27 protein-coding genes are annotated in these 22,383 nt (G+C 69.1%); 13 read left to right on the top strand and 14 right to left on the bottom strand.

Features of this window, described 5'->3' with window-relative positions:
* Position 1: 1 nt before the first annotated feature.
* The 4 genes from lptA to ACVCMI_RS15520 form a co-directional block, all read right to left on the bottom strand.
* Positions 2–589, bottom strand: coding sequence for a lipopolysaccharide transport periplasmic protein LptA (gene lptA, locus ACVCMI_RS15535; protein ID WP_447098208.1), 588 nt, complete (start codon positions 587–589; stop codon positions 2–4).
* Complete coding sequence (lptC, locus tag ACVCMI_RS15530; RefSeq protein WP_447098209.1) at positions 522–1,199, bottom strand: LPS export ABC transporter periplasmic protein LptC; 678 nt, start codon at positions 1,197–1,199, stop codon at positions 522–524. Before lptC ends, lptA begins: the two co-directional genes overlap by 68 nt.
* Complete coding sequence (locus ACVCMI_RS15525) at positions 1,196–1,747, bottom strand: KdsC family phosphatase (protein WP_395120026.1); 552 nt, start codon at positions 1,745–1,747, stop codon at positions 1,196–1,198. Before ACVCMI_RS15525 ends, lptC begins: the two co-directional genes overlap by 4 nt.
* Before the next feature lie 66 nt (positions 1,748–1,813).
* Positions 1,814–2,824: a KpsF/GutQ family sugar-phosphate isomerase gene (locus ACVCMI_RS15520; RefSeq protein WP_395120025.1), complete on the bottom strand. Its 1,011-nt coding sequence runs from the start codon at positions 2,822–2,824 to the stop codon at positions 1,814–1,816.
* A gap of 155 nt (positions 2,825–2,979) precedes the next feature.
* On the opposite strand from ACVCMI_RS15520, the gene ACVCMI_RS15515 reads away from it, so the two are divergent.
* Entirely contained in the window at positions 2,980–3,219 is a 240-nt protein-coding gene (locus tag ACVCMI_RS15515) for a BolA family protein (protein WP_395120024.1), read from the top strand.
* Between the two features lie 93 nt (positions 3,220–3,312).
* Positions 3,313–4,572: a UDP-N-acetylglucosamine 1-carboxyvinyltransferase gene (gene murA / locus ACVCMI_RS15510; protein ID WP_447098210.1), complete on the top strand. Its 1,260-nt coding sequence runs from the start codon at positions 3,313–3,315 to the stop codon at positions 4,570–4,572.
* A 119-nt stretch (positions 4,573–4,691) separates the two neighbouring features.
* Here the strand turns inward: murA and ACVCMI_RS15505 are convergent, their stop codons facing one another.
* The 3 genes from ACVCMI_RS15505 to purM all read right to left on the bottom strand — a co-directional run bounded on the left by ACVCMI_RS15505 (position 4,692) and on the right by purM (position 7,280).
* Positions 4,692–5,396 (bottom strand): DUF3108 domain-containing protein, encoded by a 705-nt coding sequence (locus ACVCMI_RS15505; protein WP_447098211.1) that lies wholly within the window; start codon positions 5,394–5,396, stop codon positions 4,692–4,694.
* 35 nt (positions 5,397–5,431) lie between these two features.
* Complete coding sequence (gene purN, locus ACVCMI_RS15500) at positions 5,432–6,091, bottom strand: phosphoribosylglycinamide formyltransferase (protein ID WP_395120021.1); 660 nt, start codon at positions 6,089–6,091, stop codon at positions 5,432–5,434.
* A 160-nt stretch (positions 6,092–6,251) separates the two neighbouring features.
* Positions 6,252–7,280 carry a phosphoribosylformylglycinamidine cyclo-ligase gene (gene purM, locus ACVCMI_RS15495; RefSeq protein ID WP_447098212.1) on the bottom strand — a complete coding sequence of 343 codons (1,029 nt, stop codon included), beginning with the start codon at positions 7,278–7,280 and terminating at the stop codon, positions 6,252–6,254.
* A 152-nt stretch (positions 7,281–7,432) separates the two neighbouring features.
* Between purM and ACVCMI_RS15490 the strand changes: the two genes are divergently transcribed.
* Genes ACVCMI_RS15490 through hda form a run of 3 tightly spaced genes read left to right on the top strand, consistent with a single transcriptional unit; the run spans position 7,433 to position 10,310 of the window.
* Positions 7,433–8,416 (top strand): DUF2066 domain-containing protein, encoded by a 984-nt coding sequence (locus ACVCMI_RS15490; protein WP_447099531.1) that lies wholly within the window; start codon positions 7,433–7,435, stop codon positions 8,414–8,416.
* A 14-nt stretch (positions 8,417–8,430) separates the two neighbouring features.
* Positions 8,431–9,606, top strand: a complete 1,176-nt coding sequence (locus tag ACVCMI_RS15485) for an AI-2E family transporter (protein ID WP_447098213.1) — start codon at positions 8,431–8,433, stop codon at positions 9,604–9,606.
* Positions 9,603–10,310: a DnaA regulatory inactivator Hda gene (hda, locus tag ACVCMI_RS15480; protein ID WP_447098214.1), complete on the top strand. Its 708-nt coding sequence runs from the start codon at positions 9,603–9,605 to the stop codon at positions 10,308–10,310. The genes ACVCMI_RS15485 and hda overlap by 4 nt, the downstream gene beginning before the upstream one ends.
* Positions 10,311–10,316: 6 nt before the next feature.
* Here the strand turns inward: hda and ACVCMI_RS15475 are convergent, their stop codons facing one another.
* Entirely contained in the window at positions 10,317–11,024 is a 708-nt protein-coding gene (locus ACVCMI_RS15475; RefSeq protein WP_447098215.1) for an RNA polymerase sigma factor, read from the bottom strand.
* 154 nt (positions 11,025–11,178) lie between these two features.
* Here ACVCMI_RS15475 and ACVCMI_RS15470 point away from each other — a divergent pair, with 154 nt between their 5' ends.
* The 3 genes from ACVCMI_RS15470 to ACVCMI_RS15460 all read left to right on the top strand — a co-directional run bounded on the left by ACVCMI_RS15470 (position 11,179) and on the right by ACVCMI_RS15460 (position 12,749).
* Positions 11,179–11,709 carry a DUF4142 domain-containing protein gene (locus ACVCMI_RS15470; RefSeq protein WP_447098216.1) on the top strand — a complete coding sequence of 177 codons (531 nt, stop codon included), beginning with the start codon at positions 11,179–11,181 and terminating at the stop codon, positions 11,707–11,709.
* Between the two features lie 19 nt (positions 11,710–11,728).
* Positions 11,729–12,052, top strand: a complete 324-nt coding sequence (locus tag ACVCMI_RS15465; RefSeq protein ID WP_447098217.1) for a cupredoxin domain-containing protein — start codon at positions 11,729–11,731, stop codon at positions 12,050–12,052.
* 148 nt (positions 12,053–12,200) lie between these two features.
* A complete protein-coding gene (locus ACVCMI_RS15460; protein ID WP_447098218.1) occupies positions 12,201–12,749 on the top strand; it encodes a hypothetical protein in 549 nt (182 codons plus the stop codon).
* Positions 12,750–12,779: 30 nt separating this feature from the next.
* Here the strand turns inward: ACVCMI_RS15460 and ACVCMI_RS15455 are convergent, their stop codons facing one another.
* Positions 12,780–13,583 (bottom strand): inositol monophosphatase family protein, encoded by an 804-nt coding sequence (locus tag ACVCMI_RS15455; RefSeq protein WP_395120013.1) that lies wholly within the window; start codon positions 13,581–13,583, stop codon positions 12,780–12,782.
* 136 nt (positions 13,584–13,719) lie between these two features.
* Here ACVCMI_RS15455 and ACVCMI_RS15450 point away from each other — a divergent pair, with 136 nt between their 5' ends.
* Positions 13,720–14,484 carry an RNA methyltransferase gene (locus ACVCMI_RS15450; RefSeq protein ID WP_447098219.1) on the top strand — a complete coding sequence of 255 codons (765 nt, stop codon included), beginning with the start codon at positions 13,720–13,722 and terminating at the stop codon, positions 14,482–14,484.
* Positions 14,485–14,584: 100 nt separating this feature from the next.
* Here ACVCMI_RS15450 and ACVCMI_RS15445 read toward each other — a convergent pair whose 3' ends face one another.
* On the bottom strand, positions 14,585–15,910 hold the full coding sequence (locus tag ACVCMI_RS15445; RefSeq protein WP_447098220.1) for a hemolysin family protein: 1,326 nt from the start codon (positions 15,908–15,910) through the stop codon (positions 14,585–14,587).
* 134 nt (positions 15,911–16,044) lie between these two features.
* On the opposite strand from ACVCMI_RS15445, the gene ACVCMI_RS15440 reads away from it, so the two are divergent.
* Positions 16,045–16,674, top strand: a complete 630-nt coding sequence (locus ACVCMI_RS15440) for a DUF47 domain-containing protein (RefSeq protein ID WP_136259163.1) — start codon at positions 16,045–16,047, stop codon at positions 16,672–16,674.
* Between the two features lie 72 nt (positions 16,675–16,746).
* On the top strand, positions 16,747–17,859 hold the full coding sequence (locus tag ACVCMI_RS15435; protein WP_447098221.1) for an anion permease: 1,113 nt from the start codon (positions 16,747–16,749) through the stop codon (positions 17,857–17,859).
* Between the two features lie 7 nt (positions 17,860–17,866).
* Here ACVCMI_RS15435 and ACVCMI_RS15430 read toward each other — a convergent pair whose 3' ends face one another.
* Positions 17,867–18,271 carry a hypothetical protein gene (locus tag ACVCMI_RS15430; protein ID WP_447098222.1) on the bottom strand — a complete coding sequence of 135 codons (405 nt, stop codon included), beginning with the start codon at positions 18,269–18,271 and terminating at the stop codon, positions 17,867–17,869.
* 81 nt (positions 18,272–18,352) lie between these two features.
* On the opposite strand from ACVCMI_RS15430, the gene ACVCMI_RS15425 reads away from it, so the two are divergent.
* Positions 18,353–18,694 (top strand): MGMT family protein, encoded by a 342-nt coding sequence (locus ACVCMI_RS15425; RefSeq protein WP_447098223.1) that lies wholly within the window; start codon positions 18,353–18,355, stop codon positions 18,692–18,694.
* A 9-nt stretch (positions 18,695–18,703) separates the two neighbouring features.
* Here ACVCMI_RS15425 and ACVCMI_RS15420 read toward each other — a convergent pair whose 3' ends face one another.
* From ACVCMI_RS15420 to ACVCMI_RS15410, 3 genes are all read right to left on the bottom strand, one after another.
* Entirely contained in the window at positions 18,704–19,987 is a 1,284-nt protein-coding gene (locus ACVCMI_RS15420; RefSeq protein ID WP_447098224.1) for a polyhydroxyalkanoate depolymerase, read from the bottom strand.
* An 84-nt stretch (positions 19,988–20,071) separates the two neighbouring features.
* Complete coding sequence (locus ACVCMI_RS15415) at positions 20,072–20,821, bottom strand: class I SAM-dependent methyltransferase (protein ID WP_447098225.1); 750 nt, start codon at positions 20,819–20,821, stop codon at positions 20,072–20,074.
* A gap of 41 nt (positions 20,822–20,862) precedes the next feature.
* Positions 20,863–21,369 carry an RDD family protein gene (locus ACVCMI_RS15410; RefSeq protein WP_447098226.1) on the bottom strand — a complete coding sequence of 169 codons (507 nt, stop codon included), beginning with the start codon at positions 21,367–21,369 and terminating at the stop codon, positions 20,863–20,865.
* Positions 21,370–21,401: 32 nt separating this feature from the next.
* Here ACVCMI_RS15410 and xerD point away from each other — a divergent pair, with 32 nt between their 5' ends.
* Positions 21,402–22,337 (top strand): site-specific tyrosine recombinase XerD, encoded by a 936-nt coding sequence (xerD, locus tag ACVCMI_RS15405; RefSeq protein WP_447098227.1) that lies wholly within the window; start codon positions 21,402–21,404, stop codon positions 22,335–22,337.
* Positions 22,338–22,383 lie beyond the last annotated feature (46 nt).

The following is a 22,383-nucleotide window of genomic DNA, read 5'->3' as shown; positions in this document are numbered from 1 at the left end:
GTCAGTGTTGCCCCTGCGGCGCCGGGCTGCTGGCCGCGGCGGCCGGCGCCGCGGCGGAAGACGCGGGGGCGGGAGGGATGGTGGCGGAGTGCGCGGTAGCAGGCTGCGGCTTGGGCAGGAAAATCATGTGCACCATGCCGTCGTTGCCGCTGCTGCCGGTCATCTCGCTGGTCTGCGTGTTGTAGGTGAGGGTGTCGCCATGGGCTTCGCCGCGACCCTGCTGGTGCACCGCGGCCTGGCCCTTGAGCGTGGCGATGCCCTTGATGTTGTCGTAGTCCAGCGTGCGCGCGTCGCCAGACATCAGGTTGCCGGCATCGTCCAGTTGCTGGATGTGGGCGTTGCCGGTGACCACGATGCGGCTCAGCTGCTGGTTGCCGTCGACGTAGATCTTGGCCAGGTCGCCGGTGATCCGCAGCGTGCCCTGGCTCAGCTCGACGTGGCCGTTGAGCGTGGTGACGCTGTTGGGCGCATTGAAGCCGCTGAACGAATCGGCATGCACCACCCGCATCGGCTGGCTGCGGTCATCCTTCCGGGCCAGGGCGGGCTGCAGCAGCAGCGCCCCCAGCACGAGCAGGGCGAGCCGGAGCATTCCGTGGCTGCGGAAAGAGGATGCCGTGGACGTCATGGAGAAGTTCCAGGTGGTTGTCAGAGAGGTTGGCGCGCATGCCGACCCCGTTCATTCTACTGTCGCCCTGCGTGAGCTGGGCGGGTTGGGCCGTTTCCAGGCGGTTTTCGCGCGGCCACGCGGTGACTTCCGAGGTCTTCACGCCGGCATCGGGGCGGGCCACGCCGTGCGCGTCGGTGAAGGCATCCCGGTGCAGCTCGACCGGCCCCTGCAGCTTGAGCACGGTGCCCGGCTTGTTGACCCAGCCGTAGCGCGACTTGCCGCGCCACGGCGGCACGCCGGCCTGTTCGGCAGGAATCTGGAACGTGGGCGAGTCGAGATACAGCGACTCGTCGCCTTCGCGCCGGTCCACCCGCGGCGCCTGCAGGTACACGCTGGGCTTGCCGTCGACGCCGAACTCGGTGACGCGGGCATCGTTCAAGGTGTAGCTCGAACGCGGCGGGCCGACGAAGTCGCGCGCGCGCGGCGCCGGGCCCAGCCACCACAGCAGCAACTGGCTGGTGCCCGCGGCGAGGCCGACCAGCACGATGGCGGCCGGCAGGCGCCGGTCGCGCAGCCACTGGCGCAAGCTCACTGCCAGTGCTCCCGCTCGGCGTCGCCGTGGCCTTGCGCATGCAGGATCAGGTCGCACACCTCGCGCGCCGCGCCTTCGCCGCCGGGCGCGCGCGTCTGCCAGTGCGCCGCCTCGGCGATCCACGGGTGTGCATTGGCCACCGCCACGGCCAGGCCCGCCACGCGCATCGGTGCGAGATCGGGCAGGTCGTCGCCGACGTAGGCCACCTGCGCGGGCTGCAATTGCAGCGCGTCGAGCAATTCGTTCAGGCAGGCACGCTTGTTGCCCTGGCCCTGGTAGACGTGGGCGATGTCCAGCTCCTCGGCGCGCAGCGCCACCGGATGGCTGATCCGCGCGGTGATCAGCGCGACCTGCACGCCGTAGGCCTGCAGCCGTTTCAGGCCCAGCCCGTCGTGCACGTGGAACACCTTGGTCTCGCGGCCGTCCTCGCCGTACCACAGGCGGCCATCGGTGAGCGTGCCGTCGACATCGAACACGGCCAGGCGTACGCGGGCCGCGCGCTCAAGGATCGCTGCCGGAAGATTGGTGAGATAGACGGGATTGGGCACGATTGTGATTTCGGGTTTCAGAGCGAAAGCGCGAGCTTGCCTGATTTTCTGATTTGCCAAGGCAAATCAGACCACGCGCGCACGAAGCAGATCGTGAATGTTCAGCGCGCCGACGACGTGCTGTTCGTCGTCGACCACCAGCAGCGCGTGGATCTGGTGCTTCTCCATCAGCTGCGCGGCCTCGGCGGCCAGGCGCTCGGCGCCGATCGTCTTGGGGCCGCGGGTCATCAGGTCGGCGACGCGGGCGCCGCGCAGGTCGACCTCCTCGTCGTCCAGCGCGCGGCGCAGGTCACCGTCGGTGAACACCCCCAGCAGGCGCTGCTCGGCATCCACCACGGCGGTCATGCCCAGTTGCTTGCGGGTCATTTCCATCAGCGCGGTGGTGAGCGAGGCATCGGGCGACACCCGCGGCACGTCGTCGCCGCTGTGCATCACGTCGCTGATGTGCAGCAGCAGGCGCCGGCCCAGCGCGCCGGCCGGGTGCGAGCGGGCGAAATCGTCGGCGGTGAAGCCGCGCGCTTCCAGCAGCGCGATCGCCAGCGCGTCGCCCAGCACCAGCGCCACCGTGGTGCTGGTGGTCGGCGCCAGCCCGAGCGGGCAGGCTTCGCTGGAGATGCTGCCATCCAAGTGTACCTCGGCCTCGCGCGCCAGCGAGGAGGTGGCGCGCCCGGTGATCGCGATCAGCGGGATGCCCTGGCGTTTGATGACCGGCAGGATGAACAGCAGTTCGTCGGTCTCGCCCGAGTAGGAGATCGCCAGCACCACGTCCTGCGGCAGGATCATGCCCAGGTCGCCGTGGCTGGCTTCGCCCGGGTGCACGAAGAACGCCGGGGTGCCGGTGGAAGCCAGGGTGGCGGCGATCTTGCGCGCCACGTGGCCGGATTTGCCCATGCCACTGACCACCACGCGGCCCTTGCAGGCCAGGATCAGGCTGCAGGCGGCGGCGAAGTCGTCGCCGATGCGCTGCTCCAGCGCGGCGATCGCGGTCGCCTCGGTGGCGATCACGGTACGGGCGCTGCGGATGATGGCGTCGGGGCTCGGTGCGTTCGACGCGGGTGGGGCGATGCGTGCGTTCATGTGAGCTCAAGTGGGGGAAGGGCGCCGACGTCGTTTCTGTGCCAGAAGAATTCCATTACCATGGCATATTCGCATTTTAACGTCTTTGCCTGCCCCATGGTGCCGCCACGCGCGCCACCCATGGCTTCGCCGGCACGACTCCGTATGGAACGCCCATGGACCCCAACCGCATACAGGCGATGATCGAAGCAGGCCTGCCCGGCGCCCGGGCCGAGGTCGACGGCGCCGACGGCGTGCATTTCGAAGCCACCGTCGTCGCCAGCCAGTTCGCCGGCAAGCTGCCGCTGGCGCGCCACCGACTGGTTTACGCCACCCTGGGCGAGCTGATGGGCGGCGCGATCCACGCGCTGGCACTGAAGACCTTGACGCCGGAAGAGGCCGGGAACAGGGAGTAGGGAATAGGGAATGGCAAGAGCCGCTCCCCATCCTGACTCGCGACAATCCCGGCTTTTCCATTCCCTATTCCCTAATTCCCGATTCCCAGCTCAATGGCCAAAATCCTCATCAACGGCGGCGTGCCACTTCATGGCGAGGTCGGCATTTCCGGCGCCAAGAACGCCGTGCTGCCGATCCTCGCCGCCTGCCTGCTGGCCGACGAGCCGGTCAGCATCGGCAACGTGCCGCATCTGCACGACGTCACCACCTTCATCGAGCTGCTCGGCCAGATGGGCGTGCAACTGGTGCTGGATGACCGCATGAAGATGCACGTCGACCCGCGCACCACCAGCACCTGCGTGGCGCCGTACGACCTGGTGCGCACCATGCGCGCCTCGATCCTGGTGCTCGGCCCGCTGGTGGCGCGCTTCGGCCAGGCCGAGGTCTCGCTGCCCGGTGGCTGCGCGATCGGTTCGCGCCCGGTCGATCAGCACATCCGCGGGCTGCAGGCGCTGGGCGCCGACATCACGGTGGAGAACGGCTACATCAAGGCGAAGGCGTCGCGGCTGAAGGGCGCGCGCGTCACCATGGACATGGTCACCGTCACCGGCACCGAGAACATCATGATGGCCGCGACCCTGGCGCAGGGCACCACCATCATCGACAACGCCGCGCAGGAGCCCGAGGTGGTGGATCTGGCGCATTGCCTGATGGCGATGGGCGCGCAGATCGAGGGCGCCGGCAGTTCCACCATGGTGATTCACGGCGTGGAGCGCCTGCACGGCGCCGAGTACAGCGTGCTGCCCGACCGCATCGAGACCGGCACCTTCCTGGTCGGCGCGGCGATGACCGGCGGCAAGGTGCGCGCGCGCCACGCCCGCGCCAACACGCTGGACGCGGTGCTGGCCAAGCTGGAGGAAGCCGGCGCGCAGATTTCCACCGGTGACGACTGGATCGAGCTGGACATGGGCGGGCGCCGGCCGAAGGCGGTCAACATCAGCACCGCGCCGTACCCGGCGTTCCCGACCGACATGCAGGCGCAGTTCACCGCGCTCAACTGCGTGGCCGAAGGCACCGGCGTGGTCACCGAGACGGTGTTCGAGAACCGCTTCATGCACGCGCACGAACTGCAGCGCCTGGGCGCCGACATCCGACTGGAAGGCAACACCGCGATCGTGAAGGGCGTGGAGCACATGAGCGGCGCGCCGATCATGGCCACCGACCTGCGTGCCTCGGCCTGCCTGGTGCTGGCCGGCCTGGTCGCCAGCGGCGAAACCGTGGTCGACCGCGTCTACCACATCGACCGCGGCTACGAGAACATCGAGGAGAAGCTCGGCGTGCTCGGCGCGCGTATCCGCCGCCTGCCGAGCTGATCCGGCGTCCTAGGACCGCGTCCCCACCCGTAGGAGCCCGCTCGCGGGCGATGCTTTTGTGCCGGGACTCGGCATTGGGGATTCGCCAAAAGCATCGCCCGCGAGCGGGCTCCTACGGATCAGTCGGCCTTGTAGCTCACCAGCTCCATCGTGAGGTCGCCGCCATCGTGCTGCGACAGCTTGACCGGCAGCGGGTAGCGCTCGGGCGCATACCAGGCACTGAAGCCGCGGTCGGCATCGGTGCGGTCGACCCGCTGGGCCTGGAAGCTGCCGGCGGGAACCTGGATGTTTTCCTTGCCGACGACCCTGAACTGCTGGGTTTCCACCCGCTGGCGCACGGCGACCGCCAGCGCCACCTGCTGCTGGCCGTCCTGCAGGGCCACGCCCAGCGCCAGCGGCAAGGTGTTGCGCTCGACGATGCCCGGCTGCGCCGGATAGCTCTCGCTGCCCTTGCCGCTCTCGACGTGCACCTGGCGGGCGTTCCAGTCCACGCGCAGGTGGCGCGTCTTGTCCTTGATCCCGGTCCGCAGCTGATAGTCGTAGCTGATCGCCTCGGGCAGTTGGCCCTTCCAGCGGAAGCGTGAGGTCTCGTCCGTGCTGGCGCCGAGCAGCGCGGCGAGGCCGCCGGTGCCCTTGACCGCCTTGCGGTAGGTCCACTGACCGTTGCCGTCGTTCTGCAGGCTCACCGTGGCGGTGCCCATCGGGCTGCCGTCGCGCGACACCTCGTAGGTGGCAGTGAAGGCGCCCGGCGTGGTGGCCGCGGTGGCGGTGCCAAGCCAGAAGGAAAGGGCCAGCAGGGTGGCGAGCAGGGGTCGCATGGTCATGCCCGGAGTCTGCCCGCGCCGGCCTGAATGGTGCATCACTCCAGGCCGTGGTCGCCCAGCAGCAGCGGGGCCGACAGCGGCTGCCCGGCATGGTGCGCCGTGCCGTCGCGCCATTGCAGGCGACCGCTGGCGAGCAGGCCGAGCACGGCCGGCAGCAGGCGGTGTTCCAGCGGCAGCAGGCGCTCGGCCAGGCGCTGTTCGTCGTCGCCGGCCTCGATCGCCAGCCGTGCCTGGGCGATCACCGGGCCGCCATCGAGCTCGGCGGTGACGAAATGCACGCTGGCGCCATGTTCGGCGTCGCCGGCTTCCAGCGCGCGCCGATGGGTGTGCAGGCCGCGGTACTTCGGCAGCAGCGAAGGATGGATGTTGATCACGCGGCCGACCCACGGACGCAATGCCTCGGCGTCGATCACGCGCATGAAACCGGCCAGCACCAGCAGCTCGGCACCGCTGGCGGCAACGCGGCCGAACAGGTCCAGGTCGTAGGCGCGGCGATCGGGATAGGCTTTCGGCGACAGCGCCAGGGTGGGGATGCCGGCCGCCTCGGCCAGGCGCAGCGCGCCGGCGTCGGCCTTGTCGCTGGCCACGAGGGCGAATTCCACCGGCAGGGTGCCGGCGTCGCGCGCGGCAATCAGCGCGGCGAGATTGCTGCCGCGGCCGGAGGCGAGGACGGCGATGCGTGTTGGTGAGGTCATGGTTTTCGCCGTTCGCCCTGAGCGTGGACCCGCAGGGTCGGAGTCGAAGGGTCCTTCGGCTTCCTCGCTTCCTGAAAAAGCAGCCATTTCCGGCTGCTTTCCGCGTGCGCTGCGCTCAGGGCGAACGGTATGTCGGCGCAGCGCGGGCGGGCACGATATGTCAGCCGATATGCACGCGCTCGTCGTCCTGTGCCTTCACCACCGCGCCGATCACCGAGCTGACCAGGCCGTGCTGCGCCAGCAGCGCGGACGCGTCGGCCACGGCGTCGGGCGGCAGGATCACGGTGAAGCCGATGCCGCAGTTGAACGTGCGCCACATTTCCTCGCGCGCGACCTTGCCTTCGCGCATCAGCCAGTCGAACACCGGCGGCAGCACGATGGCCGATGCGTCCAGCGTGAGGCCGAGGCCGTCGGGCACCACGCGGATGATGTTTTCCTTGAGGCCGCCGCCGGTGATGTGGGCGAGTCCGTGGACCACGCTTTCCTTCAACAACTCCAGCATCGGCTTCACGTAGATCGTGGTTGGCGCCATCAGCGCATCGGCCAGGGTCACGCCGCCGAGATCAAGCTCCCACGGGTTGCCGGCGCGCTCGAGAATCCTGCGCACCAGCGAATAGCCGTTCGAGTGCGGCCCGCTCGAGGCGACGCCCAGCACCACGTCGCCGGCCACGATCGACGCGCCGCTCAGCATGCGTGACTTTTCCACCGCGCCGACGGTGAAGCCGGCCAGGTCGTATTCGCCGGGCGGGTACATGTCGGGCATCTCGGCGGTTTCGCCGCCGATCAGCGCGCAACCGGCCAGCTCGCAACCCCTGGCGATGCCGCCGACCACGGCCACGGTGGTCTCCACGTCCAGCTTGCCGGTGGCGAAGTAGTCGAGGAAGAACAGCGGCTCGGCGCCCTGCACCAGCACGTCGTTGACGCACATGCCGACCAGGTCGATGCCGATGGTGTCGTGCCGGCCCAGTTGCTGGGCGAGCTTGAGCTTGGTGCCGACGCCGTCGGTGCCGGAGACCAGCACCGGCTCCCGGTAGCGGCCGGAGAGATCGAACAGGCCGCCGAAGCCGCCCAGCCCGCCCATCACCTCGGGGCGGAAGGTGCGCTTGACCAGCGGCTTGATGCGTTCGACCACGGCATTGCCGGCGTCGATATCGACGCCGGCGGCGCGGTAGGTGAGGGCGTCGGACATGGCGGAAACCGGCGTGGCAGAAACACGCAAGTTTAGCAGCATGCGCCACCGAAACCCGCGGCATCCGGTCGCCGCCGCACCGCATGGATGGACGCTGCGGGCGGGATTGGGCAGACTTCACCCGTGTTTTCTTCAGGAAGATCGCCGTGCCCATGCGCCTGCACCGTCTGTGGATCGTGTTCCTGCTGCTCGGGCTGGCGGCGCTGCCGCGCCTGCATGCGCAGGCGGCCGGCTCGCCGTATTCGGTCACCGTGCCGGTGACCGACACCAGCGACGAGCAGCGCGACCAGGCGTTCTCCACCGCGCTGGCGCAGGTGATGGCGCGGGTGGCCGGCGGGCAGGACCTGCGCGCCAACCCGGGCTACGCCGAGGCGCTGGGCAGCGCCAGTTCGCTGGTGCAGAAGTTCCAGTACCAGCGCGCCGCCACCGGCCTGGTGCTGGACGTGGATTTCGCGCCGGCCTCGGTGCGTCGGCTGATCGGCAAGCTCGGCGTGGCCAGCGCGGGGATCAAGCCGCCGGTGCTGCTGCTGGTGCGGCAGGCCGACGGCAGCGCCGTCGATCCGGCGCAACTGGCCAGCCTGGCCACCACTGCCGCGGCGCGCGGCACCACGGTGGTCTTCCCCGAGCCCGGCAGCGAGCCCGATCCGGCGCTGGTCGCGGCGGCCGACCCGGCCACTCTGGCGCGCATCAACCGGCAGTACCACACCGGCCTGGTCCTGCTCGGCAGCCTGCACGCCGGCACCGCGGACTGGACGCTGATTGCCGGCGGCCAGGCGCAGCGCTGGAGCAACCAGGGTACGGACGAGGATGGCGTGCTGGCCGATGCCGGCAACGGCCTGGTCGACCGGCTGGGCAAGCAGCTCAACGTGATCGGCGCGGCGACCAGCGAAGGCAAGCTGTGGATCAGCGGCGTGGATTCGGCCGATGAGTACGCCAGCCTGCTCGCCACGCTCGACAGCGATCCCTCGGTGCACCAGGTGACCACGATCGGTGCGCTGAACGACGGCGTCCTGCTGGGTGTCACCGCGTCGATGCCGATCAAGGCGCTGGCCACCAGCCTCGCCGCGGGCGGGCGCTTGCTGCTGCAGGGCGAACCGCACGAGGGTGCGGACGCCAACTTGCGCTGGCTGCGGTGAAGGCGGTGGATCGGGTGACCCGGGACAAGGACATCTCGCGGCGCTGGCAGCTGTTCGCGCTCGCCGCCGTCATTGTCTATCTGCTGTGGCTGCTGGCGCCGGTGCTGATGCCGTTCGCGATCGCCGCGATGCTGGCCTACCTGGGCGATCCGCTGGCCGACCGGCTGGAGCGGCTGGGGCTGAAGCGGATGTGGGCGGCCACGATCGTCTTCGTGGTGCTCCTGGTGGTGGTCGTCGGCGTGCTGCTGCTGCTGATCCCGATGATCGTTCACCAGGTCGAGAACCTGGTCAGCAACTTGCCGCGCTACGGCGACTGGGCGCAGAACGTGGCCTGGCCATGGCTGCAGGCGCGACTGCACCTGGACCCGCACACCTTCGACAGCGAGCGCCTGCTCGGCACCCTCAAGGCGCACATCGGCTCGATCGGCGGCGTCGCCACCGCGGTGATCGGCAAGGTCTCGCGTTCGGGCGTCGGCATCGCCATGTGGCTGACCAACCTGGTGCTGATCCCGGTGGTGGCGTTCTATCTGCTGCGCGACTGGGATCGGCTGGTGGCCACCATCGACGGTATGCTGCCGCGCTCGGTGCAGCCGACCATCGCGCACCTGGCGCGTGAGTCCGATGCCATCCTCGGCGCCTTCGTGCGCGGCCAGCTGCTGGTGATGCTCGCGCTGGGCGTGTTCTACGGCACCGGGCTGGGCCTGGTGGGCCTGTCGGTCGGCCTGCTGATCGGCATGGTCGCCGGCCTGCTCAGTTTCGTGCCGTATCTCGGTTTCATCATCGGCTTCGTCGCCGCGATCATCGCTGCGCTGGTGCAGTTCGGCGATTGGGCCCACGTGCTGATGGTGTGCGGCGTGTTCATGCTGGGCCAGCTGCTGGAAGGCTACGTGCTGGTGCCCAAGCTGGTTGGCGACAAGATCGGCCTGCATCCGGTGGCGGTGATCTTCGCGGTGCTGGCCGGCGGTTACCTGTTCGGCTTCCTCGGCGTGCTGCTGGCCTTGCCCGCCGCGTCGGTGATCGTGGTGTTGCTGCGCTATCTGGTCGAGCGCTACCGGATGAGCGAGCTTTACAACGACGAGGGGCCCGCCGATCCGGTGATCGCCGAGGTCGAGGTGGCCGTGCGCGCCGATGGCGACGTCGCTGCCGGGGCGCAGGTGGCGCCCGCGCCGGGGGACCGGCCGGCCGAATGAACCGGCAACTGCCGCTCTCGCTGCGCTGGCCGCGACGCCAGCGCTTCGAGCATTTCCACGCCGGCGCCAACGCGGCCGCGCTGGCCGCGCTGCGCCGCTTCGCGGTGGAGCCCGGTGTGCCCTGGATCTACCTGCATGGCGTGGCCGGCAGCGGCCGCAGCCACCTCCTGCTGGCCACCTGCCAGGCCGCCACCGCGGCCGGCCGGCGCGCGCAATACCTGCCGCTGGCCACGATGGGTGATGCCGCGGCCGTCATGCGCGGCGTCGCCGGCAGCGAGCTGCTGGCGCTGGATGATCTCGGTTCCATCGCCGGCAAGCGCGATGCGGAACATGCGCTGTTCGACCTCTACAACCGCGCGAGAGCCGAAGGTCACGCGCTGCTGTTCGCCGCCGACGCCGCGCCCGCGCAGATGGGCATCGAGCTGCCCGACCTGCGCTCGCGCCTCGGCGCCTGCACCCAGTTCGCGTTGAAGCCGCTGGACGACGACGAACGGCGCGCGGTGTTGAAGGCGCAGGCGTCCTCGCGCGGCATCGAGCTGGACGACAGCGTGCTTGACTGGCTGTTCGCCCGCTATGCGCGCGACCTCGGCGCCTTGCTCGACCTGCTCGACAAGCTGGACGCCGCCTCGCTGGCCGCGCAGCGGCGCGTCACCATCCCGTTCCTGCGCGATTTCCTGCGCGAGGGTGGGGCTGGCGCGTCCTGACCGGCGTCAGGCCTCGCCCGTCTCGGCGTCCAGTCGCGCCATCACCGCGTCGGTGACGCGGGCGCAGCGGCGACCCATGAAGGCGAAAGCCTCGCCGACGGTGGTGGCGAGCTTGTCGTGCAACGCGGCGCGCAGCTGGCGGCGGGCGCGATGCAGGCGGGTTTTCACCGTCTCCGGCTTGATGCCGAGCTGGCTGGCGGTTTCCTCCACGCTGCATTCCTCGACCTCGCGCAGCATGTACACCACGCGGAAAGCCGGCGGCAGTTCGTCGATGGCGTGCTCGAGCAGGTGGCGGATCTGCGCGCGGGCGGCGGAGGCGGCGGGGTCCTCGCTGCCGAAGGCCGAGGGGAAGCGGATGATCTGGTGCGTGTCGTCGGGTGCGGCGTCCACCTGTTCCAGCCCGACCATGGTGTGGCGCTTGCGCAGGCGGCCACGGGCCTCGTTGAGCACGATCGTGGTCAGCCAGGTCGACAGGGTCGAATCGCCGCGGAATGAATCCAGCTTGTCATAGGCACGCATATACGATTCCTGCAGCACGTCTTCCGCTTCCGAGTCGTCGCCGATCACCGCGCGCGCGACGCGGAACAGGCGCTGGTTGCAGCGCTGCATGATGTGTCGGAACGCCGCGCGCTCGCCGTTGCGGACGCACGCCACCAGCGCGTGGTCATCCAGGGTGGCGTAGTCGACGGGTGCAATACGGGCTTGGTTGGGCATGGTTTCCTCCTTCTACACCCGATCCGATGCATTTGCATGCCGCGAGGTTCCCGCGGCCCGTGACCGATTGGCGGGAACCGGCGCGCCGCGGTTGCATCAGATGGGCACGGGCGGCCGCTGCGTGCCGCCCATCAAACCCAAGGAATCACCCATCATGAACAAGCCGCTGTTTGCCCTCATCCTCGGTCTGGCGCTGGCCGCCGGTCCCGCCATGCAGGCCGATGCCGCCGCGCCGGCTCCCAATGACGCGCAGATCGCGCACATCGCCTACACCGCCGGCGCGATCGACGTCACCGCGGCGAAGCAGGCGCTGCAGAAGTCGCACAACCCGGCGGTGCGCGCCTTCGCCGAGGAAATGGCACGCGACCACGCGGCGGTGAACGAGCAGGCGCTGGCGCTGGTGAAGAAGCTGGGCGTGACGCCCGAGGACAACGCGACCAGCCAGTCGCTGGCCAGCGCCGCCGCGGCCGAACAGGCCAAACTCGCCGCGTTGAGCGGCGATGCCTACGACAAGGCCTACGCTGCCAACGAAGTCGCCTTCCACCAGACCGTCAACGGTGCGTTGAGCGGCACGCTGATTCCGGCGGCACAGAACGCGGAGCTGAAGTCGCTGCTGGAAACCGGGCTGAAGCTGTTCCAGTCGCACCAGATGCATGCCGAGCATCTGGCGCAGAGCCTGAAGTAGGGCGCGCGCCATGCTTCGCATGATGCTTTGGCTCGGCATCGCGCTGGCGCTGGTGGGCGGCTTCGTGTCGGCCACCGCCGCCGGCGCGGCGACCGCCCCGCGCGTGCACGTGGTCGTGATCGACAAGATGGCCTTCGGCCCGATGCCTGCCGACGTGCGCGCCGGCGACATCATCGAATGGGCCAACCACGGCATCCTCGAACACAGCGCCACCGCCCGCGACGGCAGCTTCGACGTTGATCTCAAGCCGGGCGCCACGGCGCGCCTGACGGCGAAGGCCGGCACCTTCGTGGTGTTTTGCAAGTTCCACCCGACGATGCAGGCGAACCTGGTCGTGAAGTAGTCTGTCCATTGCCCGGTCGCCAGCGTGCGACCGGGCGAACCGCGCCAGGCGCCGATGGCCTTGTTGGCGCGCGCAGTTGTCGAGTCGTTCTTGTGCGAGCTGTTTCGCACGCGCATGATTCCTCGGAGCAACATCGGGAGTCGATGCCATGTCGTGGCTGTTCTCCGGCGTCGTGATCGCGGCGCTTCTTGGAAGCACGGTCGAGCCCTATTCGGCAACTCATCCTGCGGTTTACGCGGGCACCTATGTGGTGCGAATCTGCCATGGTTCCTGTGCAGGGTCGTCAGCTCGTGTGTTCCGTAGCGGGACGATGGTTCTCTTCGAGCAACCCCTGCTGGATCGGCAGGGCTACACGTTTCGCGATTCGCTTCGGCGTGATCCTGACAATGCCTGCTTCGTGCTTGAACGCGTTGGCGCACCAGCGGAGGGTGACTACGTTCCCGCGCAAGGCTTCTTTTCCTGGAGCCTGCGCGAACACACCGTCGAACTGGAACTCGTGCGCTCCCCCGATGGTGGTTACGGAGTAAGTCTGCACCCTACGCCGACGGGGCTCGGCGGCACGAGCGCTATTTGGGGAGGTGCTGTCGGGGCCGTGGCACCCGATTCACCGCCCGTGCCGCCGGACATCATTTCGGCGACTCGCATCGGTGAACCTGATATCGCGAAGTGTCCGCCGCTTTCAGATGGGAACCGGTGAACTGCGTGGGCACAGTAGCGCGCGGCTACCTCAAGCCTTGAGCAGCGCCGGTGTCGCCTGTTGCCCGATGGCGTCGACCATCGCCTTGGCCACGTTGAGGTTGCCGGCGATGAGGTTGCCGCTTTCCGGGATGCCGTCGCGGCCGGCGAAGTCGCAGTAGCGGCCGCCGGCCTCGTGCACCAGCAAGACGCCCGCGGCCATGTCCCAGGGCTTCAGGCCGATCTCGAAATAGCCGTCGTAGCGACCGGCGGCGACATAGGCCAGATCCAGCGCGGCGGAGCCGGAGCGGCGGATGTCCTCGGCCTGGCCGAGGATGGCGCGGGTCATGTCCAGCTGCGGGCCGAGGTGCTCGCGCTGGCGGAACGGGAAGCCGGTGGCGATCATCGCGCCGCCCAGGTTCTCGCGTTTGCCCACGCGCATGCGGCGATCGTTGAGGTAGGCGCCGTCGCCCTTGCTGGCGGTGTACAGCTCGTCGCGCAGCGGGTCGAATACCACCGCGTGGATCGGCACGCCCTTTTCCAGCAGCGCGATCGACACGCAGAAGTGGGGGATGCCACGCAGGTAGTTGTGGGTGCCGTCCAGCGGGTCGATCACCCAGGTCAGCGGACCCTTGCCGGTCGCGCCGCTTTCCTCGGCGAGGATGGCGTGGTCGGGGTAGGCGCGGCGCAGTTCCTTGACGATTTCCGCCTCGGCCAGCTTGTCGACCTCGGAGACGAAATCCATCTGCTGCTTCTCGACCACGTGCAGGCCGTCGATGCGGTTCATGTAGCGCAGGATCACATTGCCTGCGGAACGCGCGGCGCGCGCCGCGATCGTGACGTGTGGTCTGGCCATGGGTATCGACTTTGGAAGAGAGCGGGGTTTGCGGCCGCCGATTCTAGCAGGCCGCCCGCCGCTGCGGGCGGAAAGCGGCCGGCGCCGGCACTTGTCCGTTATCCTTGCGTGTTCCGCCCGCCACGCCGATCCGCGCATGCCCGACACCGCCGACCTCGCTTCCCGCCTCCGCTTCGTGCTGGTGCGTACCTCGCACCCGGGCAACATCGGCAGCGCGGCACGGGCGATCCGCACGATGGGTTTCGCGCGGATGGAGCTGGTCAGCCCGGCACATTTCCCCGACCGCGAGGCGAACGCGCTGGCGGCCGGTGCCGATGAAGTGCTCGAGCATGCCGGCGTGCACGGCGAGCTGGTCGACGCGCTGGCCGGCTGCAGTTTCGCGCTGGGCCTTTCCGCGCGTCGGCGCGGCATCACCCTGCCGGAAATCGGGCCGCGCGAAGCCGCGCGACAGGCGCTGGCTGTCGCGCGGCGCGGCGAACAAGTGGCGCTGCTGTTCGGCAACGAGCGCAGCGGGCTGGCGAACGAGGAGCTGGCGCACTGCCACGCGATGGTGCGGATTCCCAGCGTGGACGATTTCAGCTCGCTCAACCTGTCGCAGGCGGTGCAGGTGATGGCGTACGAATTGCGCATGGCGGCCCTGGGCGACGAAGTGCCCGCGCCACCGCCGGAGCACGACGAGCCGCTCGCCGATGCCGCCCTGATGGAACAGTTCTACCGCCATCTGGCGCAGACACTGGACGACATCGAGTTCCACAAGGGCCGCGAGCCGACCACGATCATGCTGCGCCTGCGCAAGCTGTTCCAGCGCGCCCAGCCGGACCAGCGCGAGTTGCGTGTGCTGCACGGCATCCTGGCCGACGCGCAGCGCATGGCCGGCCTGGCGAAACGGCACGATCCGTAGGGCGGGCACTGCCCGCCATTTTTGGCGATGCCGCAACGGGGCAAGGGCGGCGGGCGGTGCCCGCCCTACATTTCTCTTCACTCACGCCTGAGCTGCGCTTTCAGCCACTCTCCTCTTCCCCTTCTTCCGCCAGCGACGGCGCCGGGGTGACCAGCAGCTTGTCGATGCGGGCGCCGTCCAGGTCGACCACCTCGAAGCGGATGCCGCGCCAGGCGAATACCTCGCCGACCTGCGGCACGTGGCCCAACGCGGTCATCACCATGCCCGCCACGGTGCGGAAATCGTGGTCCGCCTCGCCCGGCAGTTCGCCGGTGCGCAGCAGTTCGCGCAGGTCGTCGGTGGACAGGCTGCCGTCGATCAGCCAGCTGCCGTCGGCGCGCTGCTTGATCGGGCTTTCGTCGCTGCCGCCGTGGCCGATCTGGCTGGCGCCGACCACCGCGGCCAGCAGGTCGTTGACGGTGACCACGCCCTCGATGTCGCCGTACTCGTCCACCACCAGGGCCAGCGGCGTCTCCGCGTCGCGGAACTCCTCCAGCAGGTCGAGGGCGCGCGCCGTGGCCGGCACGAACAGCGGCCGGGACAGATGGCCGAACAACTCCGGGCTGCCTTCGGCGAAGCTGTGCAGCATGCGCTTGACCTCGACCACGCCGACCACGTCGCTCTCGTCGCCGCGGTACACCGGGTAGCGCGAGTACGGCGTCTGCCGCATCACCTCGATGTTCTCCTCGCGCGATGCGGTGAGGTCCAGCCAGGCGATGCGCATGCGCGGCGTCATCACGCTGTCCACCGTGCGGTCGCCCAGGCGCAGCACGCGGTTGACCATGTTGTGTTCGTCCTCGTCGATCACGCCCGCCTCGACGCTCTCGGCAACCAGCAGGCGGATCTCCTCCTCGGTGACCACGCCGCGGCCGTGCGTATTGATGCGCAGCAGGCGCAGCAGCAGGCCGCTGGATGCGTTGAGCAGCCACACGAACGGCGAGGTGATCCGCGCCAGCACCAGCATCGGGATGGCGGCGTACGACGCCACCTTCTCCGGTGCGGCGAGCGCCAGCCGCTTGGGCACCAGTTCGCCGATCACGATCTGGATGTACGAGATCAGCGCGAAACCGAGCACGATGCCCGCGCCGCGCGCGTACGGCAGCAGCCAGGCCATGTGCTCGCCGGTCAGCACGGCGGCGATGTGGGCGCCCAGTGCATCGCCGGCAACCGCGCCGGTCACCAGCATCACCAGGGTGATGCCGACCTGCACGGTGGAGAGGAAGCGCTCCGGCGCCTCGGCGTGGCGCAGCGCGGCCGCGGCCTTGCGGCTGGTGCGGGCCATCTGCTTGAGGCGGCTGGGCCGCGACGCGACCATGGCCATCTCCGACAGCGCGAAGAAGCCGTTGCACAGCGCAAGCACGAAGACGAGCGCGATTTCGGTCAGCATCGCGGCGAAGGTGTCGGAGGGTGCATGGGCACAGTGTAAGGGCAGCGGGGCTCCGCTTCACGCGGATATTGATGCATGGCAGCACGGGCATCCTGTAACATTTCCGTCATCCCGCTCCTTCAGGCATGGCCAGCATGTTTTCATTGCAGACGATTTTCGGCAAAGGCGACAAGTTCTACGGCCTGCTTGAACAGAGCGCCAGCGCCGCCAGCGAAAGCGCCCAGGCCCTGCACGATCTGCTGACCAAGCCGGACCAGGGCTCGGTGATGGCGCGCTTCGCGGCGACCCGCGCGCGGGAGAAGGAGCTGGCCGCGCAGATCAGCGAGGGGCTGGTCAACACCTTCGTCACCGCGCTGGATCGCGAGGACATCGAGGCGCTGAACTCCTCGCTCTACAAGATCCCCAAGACCATCGAGAAATTCGCCGAGCGCTACGAGATCGTCTCCGCCCGCCTGGGCGGCGTGGATTTCGCGCAGCGCGCGCAGGTGCTGCTGCATTCCAGCGAGGTGGTGGCCGAGATGGTCGGCGAGCTGCGCAACGGCCTGCGCATCGATCGCGTGAAGAAGCTGCAGGATCGCCTGCAGGCGCTGGAGTCGGAGGGCGATCGCATGCTGCTGGCGCCGTACCGCACCCTGTATGTCGAAGGCAGCGACGCGATGCGCGCGATGCTGGCCAAGGATCTGTTCGAGCTGATCGAGAAGGCCATCGACAAGTGTCGCGACGTGGGCAATATCGTCTACTCGATCGTGCTGAAGAACTCCTGAGGGCCCGCTCGTGACCCTGCGCCTTTCGCCTCGTTCGGCCGCCGGCCGCCGCCTTGCCGCGGGAGTTCGCGCATGAGCGTCGTCATCGCGGTGGTGGTGATCGCGCTGGCGTTCACCTACATCAACGGCTTCCACGACACCGCCAATTCCATCGCCACGGTGGTGGCCACCAAGGTGCTCAGTCCGGGCCAGGCCGTGTTGATGGCCGCCGGCACCAACCTGGTCGGCGCCTTCCTCGGCACCGCCGTGGCCGCCACGATCGCCTCGGGCCTGATCAATGCCGGCGTGCTGGAGGTGAGCTCGCAGCTGCTGATCTGCGCGCTGCTGGCGGCGATCGTGTGGAACCTGATCACCTGGTGGCTGGGCCTGCCGTCGAGCTCCAGCCACGCGCTGATCGGCTCCCTGGTCGGCGCCGCGCTGGCCGCGTCGGGCAACAACTTCGACTCGGTGATCTGGATCCATGGCGGCTGGTTCGAAGGCAGCGGCGTCATTCCCAAGGTCATCATCCCGATGGTGGTGTCGCCGGTGGGCGGCTTCATCATCGGTTTCATCGTGATGGGTTTGCTGTACGCGCTGCTGTCGTGGTTCGCCAGCCGTCAGGGCTGGTCGCGTCGGTTCGGCCGCACGCCGTTCGTCAACGCGCTGTTCGGCAAGGCGCAGATCCTCTCGGCCGGCGCGATGGGCGTGGCGCACGGCATGAACGATGCGCAGAAGAGCATGGGCATCATCGCGCTGGCGCTGGCCGGCGCCACCGCGGCGCATCAGTTCGACCATCTGCCGTGGATGCTCGGCTTCCTGCGCATCGACGAGAACCCCGCCGGCGGCTTCGTGATCCCGGTGTGGGTGAAGGTGGTCTCGGCGCTGACCATGGCGGCGGGCACCGCCGGCGGCGGCTGGCGCATCATCAAGACGCTGGGCCACAAGATGGTCAAGCTGCATCCGATCAACGGTTTCGCCGCCGAAACCAGCGGTGCGCTGGTGATCCTCAGCGCCTCGGTGTTCGGCATCCCGGTGTCGACCACCCACATCGTGTCGTCCTCGATCATGGGCGTGGGCGCGGCCAAGCGCTTCAGCGCGATCCGCTGGTCGGTGGTGGAGCGGATGGTGTGGGCGTGGATCCTGACCCTGCCGATCACCGCGCTGCTGGCCTACGGCTTCGTGATGGCGTATCGCGCGGCGTTCTGAGCCGCCGCTACAAGGCATCCTCTTCGCTGGCGATGACCTGCTCCAGTCGGTCGCCCAGCTTGCCCAGCACGCGGATCACCCGGTCCAGCTCGGCGGCGTCGAGGAATTCGTACAGACGGTTCTCGCACAGGTGCAGGTAGGGCGAGCCGTCCAGGTCGGCCACGGCCAGGAAACCGGTACGCTGTTCCCAGTTGAAGCGCAGGCAGCGCTGCGGATCGGTGCCGGCGAGCGGGCCGATCGGGGTGGACACGCGCAGGTAGCGACGGCCGGATTCGCCCTCCAGCTCGGCCAGGTAGATGCCCTGGTAGCGGCCCTGGCTCAGGGCCAGGTCGAAGCTGATCAGGTACGGGTCGTTGTGGTGCAGCTGGTGCGCGCCGGCAAGGTGGGAGCGCACGGCTTCGAAGTGGCGCATGGTGCCATTCCCGTGGGACAGAGCCCGAGGTTACTCTGTCGGGCCTCGCCTGCCGAGTCACCCCACCTGGTCGGAACCGCCATGCAAGACCGCAACGCCCGCATCTATGCCGCCATCGCCGCGATTCCGCCCGGCCGCGTTGCCAGTTACGGCGCGATCGCGGCACGCGCGGGCCTGCCGGGGCGGGCGCGGCTGGTCGGGCGGCTGCTGGGCGAGGTGCCCGAGGGCATGCAACTGCCGTGGTTCCGCGTGCTGCGGGCCAGCGGCCACGTCGCGATGCCGCCGGGCAGCCGCGGTTTCCGCGAGCAGTGCCGACGCCTGCGCGCCGAGGGCGTGGAGGTGGTCAACGGCCGCGTGCCGCTGTCGCGCTTCGGCCTGGACGGCGACCTCGACCACGAGTTGTGGGGCTGGCCTGGCGCTTGAGCCGTTGCGCTACTTCGCGTCGCCGCGGCGGCGTCCGGCGGGCTTGTACGGCTGGTCGAACTGGCGGATGAAGTCGCGCACCTGCGGGTAGACCGTCTCGCGCCAGCGCCTGCCGCTGAAGATGCCGTAGTGGCCGGCGCCTTCGATCACCTTGTGCGCGCGGCGCTTCGCCGGGATGCTGCTGCACAGGTCGTGCGCCGCTTCGGTCTGGCCCAGGCCGGAGATGTCGTCCAGTTCGCCCTCGATGGTCAGCAGCGCGCAGTGCCGGATCGCGGCCGGCTCCACGCGTTCGCCGGCCACATCCCACAGCCCGCGCGGCAGCAGGAACTGCTGGAACACCTTCTCGATGGTGTCGAGATAGAACCGCGCCGGCATGTCCAGCACGGCGTTGTACTCGTCGTAGAACTTGCGGTGCGCCTCGGCGTCGTCCTGGTCGCCGCGCAGCAGGTCCTGGTAGAAGTCCCAGTGCGAGCTCATGTGCCGGCCGGGGTTCATCGCGATGAAGCCGGCGTGCTGCAGGAAACCCGGATAGACCTCGCGCCCGTGACCCGGATAGTTCGGCGGCACGGTATGGATCACGTTGCCCTTGAACCACGACAGCGGCTGGCGGGTGGCCAGGTTGTCGACGCTGGTGGGGCTGCGCCGCGAGTCGATCGGGCCGCCCATCATGGTCAGGCTGCGCGGGGTGGCTTCGCCGCGCGCGGCCATCAGCGACACCGCCGCCAGCACCGGCACGGTCGGCTGACACACGGAAATCACGTGCAGCGATGCGGCGCCGATGTGGCGGATGAAATCCTCCACGTAGGCGACGTAGTCGTCCAGGCTGAAGGTACCCTCGGCGGCCGGCACCATGCGCGCATCGACCCAGTCGGTGACGTACACCTTGTGGTCGCGCAGCAGCGTGCGCACGGTGTCGCGCAGCAAGGTGGCGTGATGGCCGGACATCGGCGCCACCACCAGCACCACCGGGTCCTTCTTCATCTTCTCGATGGTGGCCGGGTCGTCGCTGAAGCGCTTGAAGCGCTTGAGCTGGCAGAAAGATTTGGCCAGCGCCACCCGTTCGATCACCGCGATTTCCTGCCCGTGCGCCTCGGCGGCATGGATGCCGAACGCGGGCTTCTCGTAATCCTTGCCCAGCCGGTAGACCAGCTCGTTGGCGGCGGACAGCCGCTGCACGCCGGGCCAGGCGGCGAACGGGTTGCCGCGGGCACTGAGCATGCGGGCGTTGGCCTCGGCGAAGTAGCTCAGCGGACCGAGCAGCGAGCGCTGCCATTCATGGATTTGATAGAGCATCGGATGGGGTGGCCGTTGGTCGTAAACCGTTGCATCTTAGCGGGAATGACCGGCTGGTGTTGCAATGCGGCAGAGAGCTGGGTCTCAACCTGCGCGGCGGCAGCGCAGCAGGATTTCGTCCACGCCGTCGGTATTGCCCAGTCCCTCGCGCCAGCGCAGCGGCTGCTGGAAATGCAGGCCCAGCGGCATGAACACGCGGTTGTACCACCACATCGCGCGTTCGCGCTGGTGCTCGAGGAACCACTCGGCCATGGCCAGCAACCGCGGCGAATTCGGCTGCATGCCGTAAACCGCGCTGTGTTCCAGCACGAAGCCGTGTTCGGCCAGCAGGGCGAGGATCTGCGCCGGCTCGTAGCGGCGACAGTGGCCCACGCAGTCGTCGAACGCGGTCCATGCCTGCGGGTGCAGCGGCACCGACATCAGCACGCGCGCGCCGGGAGCCGCCACGCGGGCCAGTTCCGCCAGCGCGCCGTGGTCGTCGGCGACGTGTTCGAGGATGTCCAGCGCGCAGACCAGGTCGAAACTGGCGTCGCGCCAGGGCAGCGCGCCGATCAGGCCATGCACCGCGGTGGCCCCGCTGGCCTGCAGCCGCCGTACTGCGGCATGGCTCAAGTCGACGAAGCAGGTGCCGCGCAGCGGCAGCCGCGGGCGCAGTCCGGGCGCCACTTCGAGCCGGCGCGGTGCTTCGTCCGCCAACGCCTGCAGCAAGGGCCAGGTATTGAAGCGCGAGGGTTCGACCAGGTTCGCCCGCGTCCACAACGGCTCGTAGAAGCCACGGTTGCGGCGGATCGACTCGTCGTTGCTGCGAAGCTCGGCGGCGGGCGGGGAGGGCATCGGCGGATTGAACCGCGTCGGCGCTGTGCAATACGTGAAGCTCAGCCCGTTTGCCGCAACTCGGTGCCCGCGACGATATCGTGCAGCGCGCGGCGGCGCGGGTCGAACAAGGCCACCGCAAACCACGCACCCCAGGCCGCCAGCAGCAGCCACAAGGTGGCGCGCAGGCCCAGCACGGGCGCCAGCATCAGCAGCAGCATCGGCGCGGCAGCGACCAGCAGACGCAGCACCGCCTGCTGCAAGGTCGGCGCGGCGCCGTCGCGAGCGGTCACGCGGATGTGCCACGGCCGCATGCCCACGGTCTGGCCGCCGCGCAGCCACGAGCCGATGAAGTACGCCGACACCACCAGCCCCTGCAGCGGCCGGTACCACGCCGGCACCTGCGCGTGATCGGCGCCCTGCACCAGTTGCCCGCCGGTGGCCAGCTGGCTGAGCAGGCCCACCACCATCACGATCGCCACCACGATCAGCAGGTCGTAGACCAGTGCGAGCAGGCGCCGCCACAGCGGACAGGGCATGGCGGAGGGCGTGTCGGAACGGGCGGGCATCGGCATCGGATCGCTTGCGTGGAGCGCGCGCGATGGTCAGCATCGTGCGCATGGACAAGGAAGAAAACCCCGCCAGTATCGCCGAAGCCGATCGCCGCGGCATCGCGCTGTTCATCGAGCGGGTGTGGTCAGAGGACGGCCTGGCCGAGCGCACGCTCGAAGCGTACCGGCGCGATCTGGAAGCGCTGGCGCGCTGGCTGGCGTCGCGCGGACGCAGCCTGCGCACGGCCACGCGCGAGGACATCTCCGCCTACCACGGCACCCAGGCGGCGGCCGTCCGCTCGATCGCGCGACGGCAGTCGGCGTTTCGCCGCTACTACGCCTGCGTGGCCCGCGACGAGCCGGATTTCGTCGACCCCACCTTGCTGATCGAGCGGCCAAAAATGCCACGCAGCCTGCCCAAGGCGCTGGCCGAACGCGAGATCGAGGGCCTGCTCGGCGCGCCCGACACCGGCACCATGCTGGGCCTGCGCGACCGCGCCATGCTGGAGCTGATGTACGCCTCCGGCCTGCGCGTGTCCGAGCTGGTGGAACTGCCGCTGGCGGCGCTGAACACCCGCCAAGGCGTGTTGCGGATCACCGGCAAGGGCGGCAAGGACCGGCTGGTGCCGGTGGGCGAGGAAGCGCTGGCGCGCATCGGCGATTACCTCGCCGACGCCCGGCCGGCGCTGGCCCGCGGCCGGCAGCCCGCGGCGCTGTTCCTGAGCAACCGCGGCGAGGGCATGAGCCGGCAGATGTTCTGGACCCTGGTCAAGCGCTACGCGCAGCAGGTCGGCATCCACGCCAAACGCATCTCGCCGCATGTGCTGCGTCATTCCTTTGCCACCCACCTGCTCAACCACGGCGCCGACCTGCGCGCGCTGCAGATGCTGCTCGGCCACAGCTCGCTCAGCACCACCCAGATCTACACGCTGGTGGCGAAGGAGGGGCTGAAACGGCTGCACGCGCAGCATCATCCGCGCGGGTGAGCGGCGCTTGTCGATTCACGGGGATGCCGTTCGTCGTGGCAGGAAG

The organism is Rhodanobacter sp. UC4448_H15, assembly GCF_052978265.1.
The sequence above is the reverse complement of the archived record's forward strand: the minus strand, read 5'-3'. Positions and strand labels throughout refer to the sequence as shown.